We start from the raw sequence: 15,464 nt of genomic DNA, 5'->3' as shown, positions 1-15,464 counted from the left end.
AAAAAACCCCCGGCATGCAGACCTGAGCCTGCATGCCGGGGGGTTTCGCTTCTCGGCCGGCGAGCGACGAGTCGCACGCCGTTCGCACTCACCGCGTCGCCACTTCCTGCTTGCCCGTCGCCGCATCGCCGACCGCCGTCGGCGCCGCGCCCCACCCGCCGCCGAGCGCGCGAATCAGGTTCACGGTCGACACGGCCTGCGCACCCGTCAACTGATTCGACTGCAATTGAGACTGCAGCACCGACCGCTCGCTGTCGATCACGTCGAGATACGCGACCTCGCCTTCCTGGTACTGCGTCCGCGACAGCGTCGCCGCACGGCGCGACGCGTTGACGGCCGCATCCTGCGCGCGGATCTGGTCGTCGAGCAGGCGCAGGTCGGCGAGATTGTCCTCGACCTCGCGGAACGCGACGAGCACCTGCTGCCGGTAGTTCGCGACCTGTTCGTCGTACTGCGCGCGCGCCTGCTGCACGCCGGCCGCACGACGCCCGCCGTCGAACAGCGGCAGCGTCAGCGCGGTGCCGGCGAACGGCCCGAGCAGGAACGTGCGGCTCGACCACAGGAACAGGTTGCCGAGCGTCGACGCCTCATAGCCGAACGACCCGGTGATATCGAGCTTCGGGAAGTACGCCGACTTCGCGAGCCCGATCCGCGCGTTCGCGGCCGCCATCGCGCGCTCGGCCGCCGACACGTCCGGGCGGCGCTCCAGCAGCGCGGACGGCAGGCCCGGCGGAATCTTCACCGCGACCGGCACGATCGGCGTTTCCTTGAACGCGAAATCCGCGGGCGCCTTGCCAAGCAGGATCGCGAGCGCATGCTCGGACGCCGCGCGCCGGCGCGCGACGCCGACCGCATCGGCCTGCGCGCTGGCCAGCTCGTTCTTCGCGCGCGACACGTCGAGCTCGCTGATATCGCCTTCGTTGAAGCGGCGCTGCACGAGCTTCAATGCCTGGTCGCGCAGTTCGACGGTGCGGCGATACAGATCCTGGTCCGAGTCGAGCTGCCGCAGTTCGAAGTAGTTCTGCGCGACGTCGGCCTGCAGCGCGAGCTGCACCGAGCGGAACAGCGCTTCGCTCTGCGCCTGGTCGGCACGCGACGCCTCGACGTTGCGACCGACCCGGCCGAACAGGTCGGCTTCGTACGACACCGTGCCCTGGGCGCGCCACAGCGTCGCGTTGGTCGGGCCCGTGCCCTGCGGCTGGAGCTGCGACGCCGACGACAGCCCCTCGCGCGTCGGCCCGAACCCGGCGCCGACCTGCGGGAACCATTGCGAGCGCGCCGAACGGGTCGCCGCACGCGCTTCCTCGACCCGCGCGGCCGCGGCCTTCAGGTTCTGGTTCGCGGCGAGCGCCTGCGTCTCGAGCGAATCGAGCACCGGGTCGCCGAACACCTTCCACCATTCGCCGCGATGTTCGCCGTCCGACGGCTCGGCCGTCTTCCACGTGCCGGCCTGCTCGCCGGCGGCGAGGGTCGGCGCTTCCTTGAACGCGGCGGGCGCCGCCGCATCCGGACGCTTGTAATCGGGGCCGACCGCGCACGCGGCGAGCAGCGTCGCGAGCAGGGTGCTCGCGGCCGCCACCTTCGCGAAGCGCATCAGGCCATTCGTGTTGTGCAAATTATTCATTTTCTGGTCCTCAAGCATCGGGCGCCGGCACACCGTACCCCGCCGAATCCTTGCCGGCGACGTGGATCTTCCCGCCCGCGAGCGTACGCAGCACGACGTAGAACACCGGCGTCAGCATCAGCCCGAACAGTGTCACGCCGAGCATCCCGAAGAACACCGCGACACCCATCGCATGGCGCATTTCCGAACCGGCGCCCGTCGACGTGACGAGCGGCACCACGCCCATGATGAAGGCGATCGACGTCATCAGGATCGGGCGCAGCCGCAGACGGCTCGCCTCGATCGCGGCCTCGAGCGGCGTCCTGCCGTCGTGTTCGAGCTCGCGCGCGAATTCGACGATCAGGATCGCGTTCTTCGCCGACAGCCCCACCAGCACCATCAGGCCGATCTGCGTGAAGATGTTGTTGTCCCCTTGCGTGAGCCACACGCCCGTCAGCGCCGACAGAATGCTCATCGGCACGATCAGGATCACCGCGAGCGGCAGCGTCAGGCTTTCATACAGCGCGGCGAGCACGAGGAACACGAGCAGCACGCTGATCGGGAACACGTACATCGCCGAATCGCCCGCGAGGATCTGCTGGTACGTGAGGTCGGTCCACTCGAAGCGCACGCCGCGCGGCAGCGTTTCGTGCGCGATGCGCTCGACCGCGGCCTGCGCCTGCCCCGACGAGAAGCCGGGCGCCGGGCCGCCGTTGATGTCGGCCGCCGTGTAGCCGTTGTAGCGCACGACCATTTCCGGGCCGAACGTCGGCGTCACGGTGACGAGCGACGACAGCGGCACCATCTCGCCCTTGTCGTTGCGCGTCTTCAGTTGCAGGATGTCGTCGGCGCGCTGACGGAACGGCGCATCGGCCTGCACGCGCACCTGGTACACGCGCCCGAAGCGGTTGAAGTCGTTCACGTACAGCGAACCGAGATACACCTGCATCGTGTTGAACACGTCGGTCACCGGCACGCCGAGCTGCTTCGCCTTCACGCGGTCGAGATCGACGTTGAGCTGCGGCACGTTGATCTGGTAGCTCGTGAACAACGGGCCGAGTTCCGGCGCCTGCTGCGCGCGCTTGATGAAGTCGTTGGTCGCATCCGACAGCTTCGCGTAACCGACCGCGCCGCGATCCTCGATCTGCATCTTGAACCCGCCGAGCGTACCGAGGCCCAGCACCGGCGGCGGCGGAAACACCGCGACGAACGAATCCTTCATCGCGCCGTATTTCTGGTTCAGCGCACCGGCGATCGCGCCGGCCGACAGCGCCTTGCCGTGCCGTTCCGCGAACGGCTTCAGCGTGACGAACACGATACCCGCGCTCGAGCTGTTGGTGAAGCCGTTGACCGACAGCCCCGGGAATGCGACCGCGCTCTCGACGCCCGGCTGCTTCAGCGCGATCGAACCCATGTCGCGGATCACCTTCTCGGTGCGGTCGAGCGATGCACCGTTCGGCAGCTGCGCGAACGCGATCAGGTATTCCTTGTCCTGCGCGGGCACGAAGCCGCCCGGCACGACCTTCGACACGAGCACCGTCGCGCCCACCAGCACGAGATACACGCCGAGCATCGCCGTCTTGCGCGACAGCACGCCACGCACGCCGCGGCCGTAGTTCTCCGCACCGCGATGGAACACCTTGTTGAAGCCGCGGAAGAAGCCGCCGAGTACGCGGTTCATCACGCGCGTGAGCCAGTCTTCCTTCTCGCCATGCCCCTTCAGCAGGATCGCGGACAGCGCCGGCGAGAGCGTCAGCGAGTTGAACGCCGAGATCACCGTCGAGATCGCGATGGTCATCGCGAACTGCTTGTAGAACTGGCCGGTCAGGCCCGACATGAACGCGAGCGGCACGAACACGGCGACGAGCGTCAGCGCGATCGCGATGATCGGCCCGCTCACTTCCTGCATGGCCTTGTAGGTCGCCTGCCGCGCGTTCATCCCGCCCTCGATGTTGCGCTCGACGTTCTCGACGACGACGATCGCATCGTCCACCACGATCCCGATCGCGAGCACCATCCCGAACAACGACAACGCGTTGATCGAATAGCCGAACGCCAGCAGCAGCGAGAACGTGCCGATGATCGACACCGGCACCGCGATCAGCGGAATCAGCGACGCGCGCCAGGTCTGCAGGAACACGATCACGACGATCACGACCAGCGCGATCGCCTCGAGCAGCGTGTGCACGACGGCCTTGATCGACGAGCGCACGAACTGCGTCGGGTCATAGACGATCTTGTAGTCGATGCCCGCCGGCATGTCCTGCTTCAGCTCCGCCATCGTCTTGCGCACTTCGTCGGAGATCTGCAACGAGTTCGCGCCCGGCGACTGGTTGATCGCCATCGCGACGGCCGGCTTGTTGTCGAGCAGCGAGCGCAGCCCGTATTCGGATGCGTCGAGCTGGATCCGCGCGATGTCGCGCAGGTGCGTGACGCCGCCGTCCGGCGTCGTCTTCACGACGATGTCGCCGAATTCGTCTTCCGTCTGCAGACGGCCGCGCGCGTTCACCGACAGCTGCAGCGGCGTGCCGGGCAGCGACGGCGATGCGCCGATCACGCCGGCCGCGACCTGCACGTTCTGCTCGCGGATCGCCTGCACGACGTCCTCGGCCGACAGCCCGCGCTGCGCGACCTTCTGCGGATCGAGCCACACGCGCATCGCGTAGTCGCCCGAACCCCACAGCTGCACCTGACCGACGCCCTGGATCCGCGACAGGCGATCCTTCACGTTGATCAGCGCGTAGTTGCGCAGATAGGTCATGTCGTAGCGGTTGTCCGGCGAGATCAGGTGGACCACCATCGTCAGCGTCGGCGAGCTCTTCACCGTGGTGATGCCGAGCCGCTGCACGTCTTCCGGCAAGCGCGGCAGCGCCTGGTTCACGCGGTTCTGCACGAGCTGCGTGGCCTTGTCCGGATCGGTGCCGAGCTTGAACGTGACGGTGATCGTCATGTTGCCGTCGCTGTTCGCCTGCGACTGCATGTAGAGCATGTCCTCGACGCCGTTGATCTGCTCTTCCAGCGGCGACGCGACCGTCTCGGCGATCACTTTCGGGTTCGCGCCCGGGTACTGCGCCTTCACGATCACGGAAGGCGGCACGACTTCCGGATATTCCGAAATCGGCAGCAGGAACATCGCGATCACCCCGCCGAGCAGGATGATCACCGATAGGACTCCTGCAAAGATCGGCCGGTCGATAAAGAATTTTGAAATGTTCATGTGTGGCTCTGTCTGGTTGAACGCGGATGCGAAGCGGGCGCGCCGCTTACGAATCCGCCTTCGCCGGTGCGGCCGGCTTCGCGGTGCTCGCGAGCGGCGCGGACGGCTCGTCGCCGCCCGTCATCGGGACCATGTGCGGCTTCACCTGCTCGCCGGGGCGCACGCGCTGCGTGCCGTTCACGATCACGCGGTCGCCGGCGGCCAGGCCGCTGACGATCACGCGCCGGTTGCCGTGCTGCATCCCCGGCTGCACTTCGCGATACGACACGCGGCCCTGCTGGTCGACGACGAACACGAACTTCTTGTCCTGGTCGGTGTTGATCGCCGCGTCGTCGACGAGCAGTGCCTCGTGCGGCGCGCTGCCGCCCACCTTCACGCGCGCATAGAGGCCCGGGACGAGCGTGCCGTCCGCATTGTCGAAGCGTGCGCGCACACGGATCGTGCCGGACGACGTGTCGAGCCGGTTGTCGACCGAATCGATCTCGCCGCTGCGCGAGTAGCCGGTTTCGTTGGCGAGGCCGAGCTCGACCGGCACCTTGCGGCCGCTGCGCGCGCCGTTGATGTATTGCAGATAGGTCTGCTCGTCCGCGTCGAACGACGCGTAGATCGGCGACACAGACACCAGCGTCGTCAGCGGCGCGGCCGACGCGCCGGCCGACACGACGTTGCCGAGCGTGATCTCCGCGCGCGACACGCGGCCCGATACCGGCGCGGTGATACGCGTATAGCCGAGGTTGATGCGTGCCGTTTCCAGCGCGGCTTCGGCGGCCTTCAGGTTCGCGTTCGCTTCGCGTGCCGCGTTCTGCTTTTCGTCGTAGTCGCGCTTCGCGATCGCGTTGTCGCCGATCAGCCGCTGCGCGCGCTGCCAGTCGCTCTGCGCGTAGCCGTTGCGTGCCTGCGCGCCCGCGAGCTGCGCGGCGGCGCGGTCGACTTCCGCCTGGTACGGGCGCGGATCGATCACGAACAGCACGTCGCCCTTCTTCACGAGCGCGCCGTCCTTGAAGTTCACCGCGACGATCGTGCCCGACACCTGCGGGCGCACGTCGACTTTCTCGACCGCTTCGAGGCGGCCCGAGTAGCTTTGCCAGTCGGTCACGGTCTGCGGCACGATGGTCGCGACGTCGACTTCGGGCAAGGGCGCCGCCGCTTTTTCGGGCGCGTTCGCGTTCACGCGCATCGCGCCGAACGTGCCGAGGCCGACGACGGCGAGCGTGACGATCGCCGCCGTCGCGATTCGGGAACGGGAGGTGCGTAGGATGGCCATGTGGATCTCCGGTAAACGTGGATTGGTCTGGTTATTCGGAACGGTTGGGCTGGCGCGCCTGGAAGCGGCACTGGAAGAAGCGCACGGCTTCCTCGAACGCGGCTTCGTGCGTGGCGAGCGCGGCGTGCGTGATGTCCGGATAGCGGATCACCTGCGTGAGCACGCCCGACGAAATCAGGCAGCCCGCATATTTCTCCGCCTCGACGTGCAGCACGTCGTTCTGCGCGGTGACGACGAGCGTCGGCGGCAGCCCCGCGAGGCGCACCGATTCGATCGGCGCTGCGTACGGGTGCATGCGCTGCGCCGCCTGCGGCAGGTACGCGCGATAGCAGGCCGCGCATTCGCGCGCGGTGATGTCGGACGCGAGGCGCTCGGCGTCGCCGATGCGCGTCATGCTCGGGTCGAGCATCGGCCCGAACAGCGCCTGCGCGGCGATCGACACTTCACCTCGGTCACGTGCGATGAAGGCGAGGCAGTTCGCGAGCTGGCCGCCCGCGTCGTGCCCGGCGACCCCGATCTTCTTCGGGTTGCCGCCGAACGCGCGGGCGCGCGTCGCGGCCCACACGGCGGCGCGATACGCATCCTCCGGCGCGGCCGGAAAAGGAAAGGCCGGCGCGAGCGAATAATCGACCGACACTACGAGAGCTGGTAAGCGTTCTGCTAAAAAACGCGCGGCGAAATCCGCGTCTTCGAGCGAACCGCGGACGAAGCCGCCGCCGTGGAAATAAAGCACTACTGGCAACCCGGTCTTGTCCGGACGGCGGTAGAGGCGCAGCACGATGTCCTGTGCGTAGCCGGGAATTTCCACTTCGGCAACCGTCAGCGCCGCGCCCGCCAAGGCTTGCGCGGGCAACGCGGCTTTCAGGAATTTGCTGAATTCAGATGCGTCCATGACGATGCAGGATCCATTTCGAGATGGAACGAATTCTGGGTCCGGCAGACATTGGGATAAATGCCTATAATCCGGCAACACAATTCAACGCCCCCGAACAATCCGAGGCTGCGTTCACCCATGAGGTAGCGCAGCCTTGTCGTTCCGGCGGCAAATTAGATTGCGGATAGATTGCGGAGGTTGTGATGGACCGGCTTCAGGCCATGCAGGTGTTTACTCGCGTCGTCGATACAAGCAGCTTCACCAAGGCAGCAGAAACGCTCAGCTTGCCGCGAGCGTCCGTCACGACGATCATCCAGAATCTCGAAGCATTCCTCGGCGTGCGGCTGATGCACCGGACCACGCGCCGGCTCTCGCTCACGCCGGACGGCGCCGCCTACTACGAACGATGCGTGCGGATCCTCGCGGACGTCGAGGAAACCGAAGCAAGCTTCCAGGCCAACAACCGGAAGCCGCACGGAAAGTTGCGTATCGACATGCCGGGCTCGATCGGGCGGCTGCTCGTGATTCCGTCGCTGTGCGAGTTTCATACGCGCTATCCGGACATCGACCTGCAACTCGGCCTGTCCGATCGGCCGGTCGACCTGCTGCAGGAAGGCGTCGACTGCGTGATCCGCGTCGGGGCGCTGCAGGATTCGTCGCTCGTCGCACGCCGCGTCGGCCTGTTCGAATGCGTGACGGTCGCGTCGCCCGACTATCTCGAGCACCACGGCGAGCCGCAGACGATCGACGACCTGAGCCAGCACAAGGCCGTCAACTACTTCTCGAGCCGCACCGGCCGCACGATCGACTGGACGTTCCTGATCGAAGGCAAGGAAGTCGAGATGAAGATGGAAGGCATCGTGTCGGTGAACGACGCGGATGCGTACGTGACGTGCGGGGTCGAGGGCTTCGGCCTGATCCAGCCGCCGCTGTTCATGGTGCTGCCGCACCTGCGCGAAGGCCGGCTCAAGGAAGTACTGCCCGGCCTCAAGCCGCTACCGATGCCGATCTCGGTCGTGTATCCGCACAGCCGTCATCTGTCGCCGAAAGTGCGCGTATTCGTCGACTGGATTGCCGAGGTGTTCGACCGCTGCCCGCTGCTGAGCGGCAAGGGCAGCCTCGACGCGACGTGCAGCAAGCGCACGTTCGAGGAAGCCGAGCGCGCGCCGGTGCTCGATACGCCGGTCATCAACGAGTGGGTCGCCTGAGCGGGGCGCGACCCGCCCCCATCACTTCGGCCGCCACCCGCGAATGAACGCGCCGACCTGGCTGTGCCGCACGGCGCGGCCGGGCTGCACCTCGCGCGCCAGGATCCGCGCAAACTCGTCGCGCTGCAGATTCACGTGCCGCGCGCAATGCTGATCGATCACCCCGATCTGGTGTTTCAGAAACGCGATCGTCAGGACGATGCCATTGCGCACGCTCGCGTGACACCAGGTCAGCAGTTGATATTCGGCGATCTGCATGCGCGCGAGCTGGCGGCGGCGCTGCACCAGCGCCTGCACATGTCCCAGCTGCGGATCGGCCAACGGCGCGACGAGCCGCCCGCCACGCGGATAGCGGTCGAGCGCCCCGGCCAGCGCCGCCAACAGGCGCGCCCGTGCGCCCTTCCCCTCTAGCGAGCCGGCGACGCGGTCCGGAATCCAGTCCCGGGCCTGATGCGGCTTGGCGATGGCCAGCGGCAATCGCAGCGCCTGCAGCACGCACGCCACCTCGCATTCGGGCCCGCCGGCCGACTCCACCACGACAAGCGCCGGCGCCCATTCGGCGATCGCATCCGCGAGCGATTCGATGCCGAACGTCTCGTTGCGGTAGCCGAGGATCACACTCAGCGAGGAAATGCAGACCTCGAGCGTCTCGCGCGTCACGCCGATGCCGACGTACACGGGCTCGGGCGCCGCCCCGTCGTTGTCCCGAGCCGCCATTTCGTCGTTCATGCCCGCTTCCCCTCGGCGTCGGCAACGTCGGCCGCCCCATGGCCGCCGAGGCCGCGCCCAGTTACCAGAATTGTCATAATCAAAATGTAATATGGTCGTATTGGAACCGGTCCCGGTTGCGAGGGCGTCCTCCGCATGGCCATCGCATCGCCGGCCGTTCGTTGAACGCATCGTGCGGCCGGCGCTGGGCCGTGCAGGCAAGATGCCCGGAAGAGGCAAGCGCCTGCGCGACTCGAACCCATACTTCCACCGCGATTCGACTCCACCACATAATCAGGAATCCTCAGATTGTTCCGAATCGATGGACATGGCATCGATGGCGAACCGGCTGCGATCCTGACCGCGCATCCACGCCGGTTCACGACCGACGCCGGACCACGTCTGCCCGGTCTGGGGATTGAAGTACTTGACGCGGCGCTTTCTCGTGGACGGTCCGCCATCGGCGGGGAAGATGTCGCGCGACGTGAAGCCGAACTCTTCGACGCAGCGCCGCACTTCGATCAACACGGTCGCCGCGATGGCGAGACGTTCCCGCTCCAACTGCGCCTCGAGCAACGCTTTTTTTTCGACAAAGGACTTGTAAGTCAACATGACGTGCTCCCCGAACCGCTTGTTTCCGTCGTTGCGCCAACCGTCCGACCCGATGCCCAAGCGTAATCGCGCCATTCGCGCGCATTGACAACTTTTGTCAACAAAAATCAGCCATCACATTCGCCAAAGACTCTGCAAAATTGATCAATACGTCCAATTTCAAGGATTCGTTGCGTTCAAAATCGTTGACAATTTTTTCGACGCTTCGATGCGAACATCGCGACACATTGCGTGCCGCCGATTGCCGTGTGCCTGCGTCGATCCGCCCGCTCCAGCCTGGATGCTCGATATGTCGTGATCGCCACGACCGATATCGAAGGAGTACGTAACATGAACGTTCTCTATCTCGAGGACGACCCCGCCTATGTCGAACTGGTCACCTCGATACTGGAAACGTCCGGCTATCGCGTGCATGCGGTCGGCAACGGAAACCAGGCGATTCGTCATCTGGAAAGTTCGGTGGTCGATCTGCTGATTCTCGACTGGCTGGTGCCCGGCATGTCCGGCTTCGAAGTGCTTCAATGGACCCGCGAACGGATCGGCGGCCATCTGCCGATCCTGTTCCTGACCCAACGCGCGCGCGACGACGCAGTCTTCTCCGCGATCAACGCGGGCGCGGACGACTACATGGTCAAGCCGATCAATCGATTCGAGCTGCTGGCGCGCACCAACGCGCTGCTCAGGCGCGCGTATCGCGGCGATAGCGGCCGGCACGACACGCTCAGGCTCGGCGGCTACCTGATCGACACCCGGACGCGAACCGTGCTGTTGCATGACGCGCCGATCAAGCTGACCCCGCGGGAATTCGACCTCGCGGTGCTGCTGTTCCGCAATCCCGGCCGCATCATGCCGCGCGATGCGCTGATTCGCTCGCTGTGGGGCCGCGACATGGCCGGCGTGTCGCGCAGCCTCGACACGCATATCTACCGGTTGCGCATGAAGCTCGCGCTGCAGCCGTCGAACGGCGTGCGGCTCAGTGCCGTCTACACGCTGGGTTACCGGCTCGAAGCGATCTGACTCGCCATCCACCGTCGGGCGGCGCAGCCGGCCGCGTCCGTGGGCACCACGCGCGACGAACGGCACGCGCCGCGGCATCCTGACACCGTACGCAATGGACTGTTGCTGCACGCGTACCGATCGTCGCGGCGCGCCCCGTCCGACCCGCTGTATCCCGCTGTCAGCCCCACCGAGCAAGGCTGTGCGCATGCCCTCACTGCGTGTGCGGATTCCAATTGTTCCAGTACAGCGACAATTCAATTCGCGGTAGCCGCATTTATCGGCCCGGAACGGACACCTAGAGTAAACCCTGTCGCGCACCTCGTTGCGCATCGAACAGATCCCGCCTCGCGGGACCGGAGTCAGCGCTCAAGCGCCAGCTCCGACATCTCCAGGAGTTACGCCATGAACCGCCGCCATCTTCTCTCGGCCCTTGCTCTTACCCTTGCCGTGTCCGCACCGGCCTTCGCCGATTCGGGCACCCCGCACGCCGGCGACTACGGCAACACATCGTGGTACTCGCAGCACAACGGCCCGCGTACGCGCGCAGAAGTGAGCGCGGAAGTCGAGCAGGCACGCAAGGACGGCACGCTCGCGTACCTGCGCAAGGCGACTTCGTATCCGCAAGGGCTCGAACTCGCGCAAGGCCCGTATCGCCCGATGCCGGAAGGCAATCAGCTCGCCGGCGGGGGCCGGTAAACGCACGACGCCGCGCAACGGATTGCCCCGTGCGCGGCGTCTCGAATCACCTCATCGACGACTTGCTGAGTCAGTTAGTTGCAGGAGCACATGATGAACGACCCACTTCCTTCGCCGCTCGATCACTGGGACGACACCACGCCGGTGTGGACGCCGTTCCGGTCGGTCTCGCACGTGTATTGACCATTGACCGCCGGGTGAATCATCGTCCGGCCATCAACGGCGCGGCACTCCCTCACGCCATTCGCCCCAGTGCGTGACGATGTCCTGCACCAGCGGATTGCCCGCGCGGTACAGGTTTTCGGTCGCCGGCGCGAAGCCGCCCTGATCCGCGTAGTTCAGCAGGTTGTCGGCGCTCGTCTGCCCCGCGTACGGCCGGTCGAAATCGGACCCTGTGCGCAGCACGGCAACGCGCGACAGGTCGACCCGCTTCACGCTCGCCGCGCGCTTGAGCGCTTCGTACGTCGCGTTGTCTTCCTGCGCGGTCATGCAGTAGGTGCCCTTGCCGTCCGTCAGGATCTTGGTCCACTGGCGTGCGCGCTCGCCGATCAGCGTGCCCGAGAACCACGTATTGCCCGATGACGTGTCGCACTGGATCACCGTCGGCGGCCGGTTTGCCGGCGCATACGTGAACTTCGCACGCGCCGCCTGCGCCTGTGCGCTGTCCGCCAGCACGACGTTGCGCGACAGCGCGTAGGCGGCGTCGGTCAGTTGCGGGTTGAGCTGGAACACTTCGGTGCGATAGTCGAGCGGCGGCTTGTCGTTCGGGCTCTTCGTATTGATGCCGAGATAGCCGGTGTTCCAGCCGGCCGGGATCTCGCGCGCGTCGAGCTCCCATTGCAGGCTGAAATCGACGAGGTATTTCGACCACGCGGCCGATCCGACCGTGCCTTGCGCGGGGTCGACGCCCGCGATGCCCGAGACCAGGAAATACGTGCGGCGCAGATCGAAGCGTTGCGAGAACGTAAGCGCCATGATCGTCGCCGACGCGTTCGCATAGCCCATGCCGGTCGTGACCACGCACACGTCCTGCTTGTTGCAGTGGACGGCCGGATAGTCGGGCGACAGGCCCGGCACGGCGATGTCGCGCCACGGGCCGAGCCGGTCGAGCCACGCCTGGCCCTCCGGCCCGAACATCGTGATGATCATGACCTTGACCGGGCGGCCATGCGAGCCGGTCTCGGCGAATGCCGCGTTGCCTGCATCGTTGCCCGGGTTGTCCTGCGCGATCGACGGCGCGGTCGCACAGGCGGCCAGCGAGAATGCGGCGGCGGAAAGAATGGAGCGAGTCAGCATCGGCGTTCCTTGTTTCGGTGATGTTGGGTGAGAACGGCTGTCGGAGACTGCGGGACGAGTATAGAACGGGCGTGCGCGGTGCGGAACCCGACTACGAAACGACTGGCGGTGTTTCGTGCGAACGGATGCGTGTTGCGTGACGGAAAATCGCGCGTTCGTCGCCGTGTTGCAAACATCAGGAATGCTATCGGGTTCGCCGCCACGTGCGACGTCGGCTGCTTCGCGCCGCGCTACACGCGGATCAGGCCCGCGACGCCGTAGCCGAGCACGACGAGTGCGGCAACCACATGGCTCGCCGCGAGCCACCCCGGCGATTTCACGAGGCGCCCGATCGCGCTGCCGCCGAACGCGAACACGAGCTGCCCGGCGAGGCTGCCCGCAAACACGCACGCGGCGCCGAGCAGCCACTGTCGGTGCGCACCGGCGGCAGCCGTCGCATAGCCGTAGAACAGCAGGATGGTCAGCGGGTTCGCGAGCGTCACGAAGAACATCGATATGAACGGGCGATCGCCCGGCGGCGGCGGCACGTCGCCATCGAGCGTGCGGCGCCGGTCACGCAGTGCCCGCCACAGCATCCGCGCGCCCATCGCGAGCAACACGAACGCACCGACCATGCGGAACAGCGACAGGTGCGATGCAAGCGTGCCCGCGAGCATCGCGCCGATCGTGAACGCGACGACCGCATAGCAGCCGTCGGCAGCGGCCACCCCGATCGCCGCGCGCACGCCGGTCGCCGTGCCGGCGCGCATGCCGTAGTTCGCGATCATCAGCGCAACGGGCCCGACCGACAGCGCGATCATCAGCCCGAACAGGAAGTCGTTCATCGGTCGTCGATGCCTTCAACGGAAGGCATCGATTCTATCGGCCGACGGCACTCCAGCACGAGAAAACCCGAGTCAAGCGACGTCGACGCGTGAAGGCCCGTCCACCATCTCGCCGATCACGGCCGCGCGGTCGAAACCGTCGGCACGGAAGCAGGCAAGCACGTCGTCGACCGCTTCCGGCGCGCACGCCACCAGCAACCCGCCCGACGTCTGCGGATCGGTCAGCAGCGCCTGCGCGACGGGCGGCAGCCCGTCGGCGAGCCGCACATCGGTGCCGTACGCGGCCCAGTTTCGGCCCGATGCGCCTGTGAACACGCCGTCGGCAACGAACGTCTCGACGCCAGCGAGCCACGGCAGCGACGCATAGTGCACGCGCGCGGTGAGCTGCGCGCCGCGCGCCAGTTCGAGCGTATGGCCGAGCAGCCCGAAACCCGTGACGTCGGTCAGCGCATGCACGCCCGGCAGCGCGGCAAGCTCGGCGCCCGGCCGGTTCAGCTTGGTGGTCGTCGCGACCATTTGCGCGTAACCGTCGGCATCGAGCTGGTTCTTCTTCAGCGCGGCCGACAGTACGCCGACGCCGAGCGGCTTGCCGAGCACGAGCACGTCGCCCGCGCGCGCGGCCGCGTTGCGCTTCACGCGCGACGGATGCACGACGCCGATCGCCGCGAGCCCGTAGATCGGCTCGACCGAATCGATCGAATGGCCGCCCGCGACCGGAATGCCGGCATCCGCGCACACCGATTCGCCGCCGCGCAGCACGGCAGCGATCGTCTCGTGCGGCAGCACGTTGATCGGCATGCCGACCAGCGCAAGCGCGAGGATCGGCTTGCCGCCCATCGCGTAGACGTCGGACAGCGCATTGGTCGCCGCGATGCGACCGAAGTCGAACGGATCGTCGACGATCGGCATGAAGAAATCGGTGGTCGCGACGATCGCCTGCTCGTCGTTGAGCCGGTAGACCGCCGCGTCGTCGGACGTCTCGGTGCCGACCAGCAGGTCCGGGAACAGCGCGGGCGGCGTCGCGCGCTTGAGCAGCTCGGACAGCACGCCCGGCGCGATCTTGCAGCCGCAGCCGCCCCCGTGCGAGAGGCTCGTGAGGCGCGGAACGGCAGGCGGGGTGAGGGTGGCTTCGGTCATCGTCGGCATCCGGTGAATACGGTGAATACGGTGAATACGGTGAATACGGTGAATACGGTGAATAACAACGCTCCATTATCGACAATTCCGCGCGAACGCGCCCGATACCCACATAATTGACGGCCCTTGCCCGCTCCCGCTCTCGCTCGCACCTTCATTGATCGATGGATCACCTCTTCATCGCCCTCGTGCTGTGCTCGGCTCTCCTGCACGCGATCTGGAACGCGTTCCTCCACGTCAGCGAAGACCGGCTGGTGCAACTCGGCACGATGGCGCTGCCGTATCTCGCGTTCGGCATCGCCGGCGCCGTGCTGCTGCCCGCGCCGGCGCCCGCCGCATGGCCGTACGTCGCCGCGTCGGCCGTACTCGAGGTCGCGTACTGCTTCACGCTGGCGCGCGCGTATCGCAGCGGCGAATTCGGGCAGATCTATCCGATCGCGCGCGGAATCTCGCCGCTGCTCGTTTCGGTGCTCGCGTTCGCGATGCTGCACGAGCGACCGACGCCGTTCGGCTTCGCGGGCATCGCGCTCGTGTCGTTCGGCATCATGTCGCTCGCGCTGCGGCGTGGCTTGCGGTTCTCCGGCGAAGGCGTGCCGTATGCGCTGCTCACGGGCGTGTTCATCGCCGCCTATTCGATCTGCGACGGGATCGGCTCGCGCGTGTCCGGCAGCGCGCTCGGCTACATCGCGTGGGTGTACCTGCTGTGGAGCGTGCCGCAGCTCGTGCTGGTTTGCGCGTGGCGCGGCGGCCCGCGCGCGGTGCTCGGCTCGCGCACCGCGCTCACGCAGGGCGCAATCGCCGGCACGATCTCGCTCGCCGCGTACGGGATCGTGATCCTCGCGTACCGGCACCTGCCGGTCGCGACCGTGTCGGCGCTGCGCGAGACCAGCTCGATCTTCGCGGTCGCGATCGGCTGGGTCGTGATGCGCGAGCGTCCAGGCCCGCAGCGGCTCGTCGCGTGCGCGCTGGTGGTGGCGGGCGCGGCACTGATTCGCCTTTGAGCAGAACCGGCGCGCCCGCGGCGTC

The 15,464-nt window shown here is 66.7% G+C and carries 13 protein-coding genes; 4 read left to right on the top strand and 9 right to left on the bottom strand.

Annotated features, from left to right (window positions below):
• Window positions 1-88: 88 nt before the first annotated feature.
• Genes opcM through HWX09_RS11445 form a run of 4 tightly spaced genes read right to left on the bottom strand, consistent with a single transcriptional unit; the run spans window position 89 to window position 6,976 of the window.
• Window positions 89-1,624 carry a multidrug efflux transporter outer membrane subunit OpcM gene (gene opcM, locus HWX09_RS11460; protein WP_027781541.1) on the bottom strand — a complete coding sequence of 512 codons (1,536 nt, stop codon included), beginning with the start codon at window positions 1,622-1,624 and terminating at the stop codon, window positions 89-91.
• Window positions 1,625-1,634: 10 nt separating this feature from the next.
• Complete coding sequence (gene ceoB, locus HWX09_RS11455; protein ID WP_027781542.1) at window positions 1,635-4,820, bottom strand: multidrug efflux RND transporter permease subunit CeoB; 3,186 nt, start codon at window positions 4,818-4,820, stop codon at window positions 1,635-1,637.
• Between the two features lie 46 nt (window positions 4,821-4,866).
• A complete protein-coding gene (gene ceoA, locus HWX09_RS11450; RefSeq protein WP_027781543.1) occupies window positions 4,867-6,084 on the bottom strand; it encodes a multidrug efflux RND transporter periplasmic adaptor subunit CeoA in 1,218 nt (405 codons plus the stop codon).
• 31 nt (window positions 6,085-6,115) lie between these two features.
• Window positions 6,116-6,976 carry an alpha/beta hydrolase gene (locus HWX09_RS11445; protein WP_027781544.1) on the bottom strand — a complete coding sequence of 287 codons (861 nt, stop codon included), beginning with the start codon at window positions 6,974-6,976 and terminating at the stop codon, window positions 6,116-6,118.
• 185 nt (window positions 6,977-7,161) lie between these two features.
• On the opposite strand from HWX09_RS11445, the gene ceoR reads away from it, so the two are divergent.
• Entirely contained in the window at window positions 7,162-8,166 is a 1,005-nt protein-coding gene (gene ceoR, locus HWX09_RS11440; RefSeq protein ID WP_027781545.1) for a putative multidrug efflux transcriptional regulator CeoR, read from the top strand.
• A 21-nt stretch (window positions 8,167-8,187) separates the two neighbouring features.
• Here ceoR and HWX09_RS11435 read toward each other — a convergent pair whose 3' ends face one another.
• Complete coding sequence (locus HWX09_RS11435; RefSeq protein ID WP_051421304.1) at window positions 8,188-8,895, bottom strand: hypothetical protein; 708 nt, start codon at window positions 8,893-8,895, stop codon at window positions 8,188-8,190.
• Window positions 8,896-9,168: 273 nt separating this feature from the next.
• Complete coding sequence (locus HWX09_RS11430) at window positions 9,169-9,486, bottom strand: H-NS histone family protein (protein ID WP_027781546.1); 318 nt, start codon at window positions 9,484-9,486, stop codon at window positions 9,169-9,171.
• A 330-nt stretch (window positions 9,487-9,816) separates the two neighbouring features.
• Here HWX09_RS11430 and HWX09_RS11425 point away from each other — a divergent pair, with 330 nt between their 5' ends.
• Complete coding sequence (locus tag HWX09_RS11425) at window positions 9,817-10,503, top strand: response regulator transcription factor (protein ID WP_027781547.1); 687 nt, start codon at window positions 9,817-9,819, stop codon at window positions 10,501-10,503.
• Between the two features lie 384 nt (window positions 10,504-10,887).
• Window positions 10,888-11,181: a DUF4148 domain-containing protein gene (locus HWX09_RS11420; RefSeq protein ID WP_027781548.1), complete on the top strand. Its 294-nt coding sequence runs from the start codon at window positions 10,888-10,890 to the stop codon at window positions 11,179-11,181.
• Between the two features lie 216 nt (window positions 11,182-11,397).
• Here HWX09_RS11420 and HWX09_RS11415 read toward each other — a convergent pair whose 3' ends face one another.
• The 3 genes from HWX09_RS11415 to selD form a co-directional block, all read right to left on the bottom strand.
• A complete protein-coding gene (locus HWX09_RS11415; RefSeq protein WP_027781549.1) occupies window positions 11,398-12,477 on the bottom strand; it encodes a purine nucleoside permease in 1,080 nt (359 codons plus the stop codon).
• Window positions 12,478-12,707: 230 nt separating this feature from the next.
• A complete protein-coding gene (locus HWX09_RS11410; RefSeq protein ID WP_027781550.1) occupies window positions 12,708-13,301 on the bottom strand; it encodes a LysE family transporter in 594 nt (197 codons plus the stop codon).
• Window positions 13,302-13,373: 72 nt separating this feature from the next.
• On the bottom strand, window positions 13,374-14,438 hold the full coding sequence (selD, locus tag HWX09_RS11405) for a selenide, water dikinase SelD (RefSeq protein ID WP_027781551.1): 1,065 nt from the start codon (window positions 14,436-14,438) through the stop codon (window positions 13,374-13,376).
• Between the two features lie 164 nt (window positions 14,439-14,602).
• On the opposite strand from selD, the gene HWX09_RS11400 reads away from it, so the two are divergent.
• On the top strand, window positions 14,603-15,439 hold the full coding sequence (locus tag HWX09_RS11400) for a DMT family transporter (protein WP_027781552.1): 837 nt from the start codon (window positions 14,603-14,605) through the stop codon (window positions 15,437-15,439).
• The last annotated feature ends 25 nt before the right edge of the window (window positions 15,440-15,464 follow it).

Origin of the sequence: Burkholderia sp. BCC1208 (assembly GCF_902833095.1) — a bacterium.
Lineage (GTDB): Bacteria > Pseudomonadota > Gammaproteobacteria > Burkholderiales > Burkholderiaceae > Burkholderia.
This window is presented reverse-complemented; position numbering and strand designations above follow the sequence as displayed.

Coding starts and splice junctions, on each gene's coding strand:
- HWX09_RS11430 (WP_027781546.1), bottom strand. CDS start 9,486: ATGTTGACTTACAAGTCCTTTGTCGAAAAAAAAGCGTTGCTCGAGGCG.
- selD (WP_027781551.1), bottom strand. CDS start 14,438: ATGACCGAAGCCACCCTCACCCCGCCTGCCGTTCCGCGCCTCACGAGC.
- HWX09_RS11410 (WP_027781550.1), bottom strand. CDS start 13,301: ATGAACGACTTCCTGTTCGGGCTGATGATCGCGCTGTCGGTCGGGCCC.
- ceoR (WP_027781545.1), top strand. CDS start 7,162: ATGGACCGGCTTCAGGCCATGCAGGTGTTTACTCGCGTCGTCGATACA.
- HWX09_RS11435 (WP_051421304.1), bottom strand. CDS start 8,895: ATGAACGACGAAATGGCGGCTCGGGACAACGACGGGGCGGCGCCCGAG.
- opcM (WP_027781541.1), bottom strand. CDS start 1,624: ATGAATAATTTGCACAACACGAATGGCCTGATGCGCTTCGCGAAGGTG.
- HWX09_RS11420 (WP_027781548.1), top strand. CDS start 10,888: ATGAACCGCCGCCATCTTCTCTCGGCCCTTGCTCTTACCCTTGCCGTG.
- ceoB (WP_027781542.1), bottom strand. CDS start 4,820: ATGAACATTTCAAAATTCTTTATCGACCGGCCGATCTTTGCAGGAGTC.
- HWX09_RS11425 (WP_027781547.1), top strand. CDS start 9,817: ATGAACGTTCTCTATCTCGAGGACGACCCCGCCTATGTCGAACTGGTC.
- HWX09_RS11400 (WP_027781552.1), top strand. CDS start 14,603: ATGGATCACCTCTTCATCGCCCTCGTGCTGTGCTCGGCTCTCCTGCAC.
- HWX09_RS11415 (WP_027781549.1), bottom strand. CDS start 12,477: ATGCTGACTCGCTCCATTCTTTCCGCCGCCGCATTCTCGCTGGCCGCC.
- ceoA (WP_027781543.1), bottom strand. CDS start 6,084: ATGGCCATCCTACGCACCTCCCGTTCCCGAATCGCGACGGCGGCGATC.
- HWX09_RS11445 (WP_027781544.1), bottom strand. CDS start 6,976: ATGGACGCATCTGAATTCAGCAAATTCCTGAAAGCCGCGTTGCCCGCG.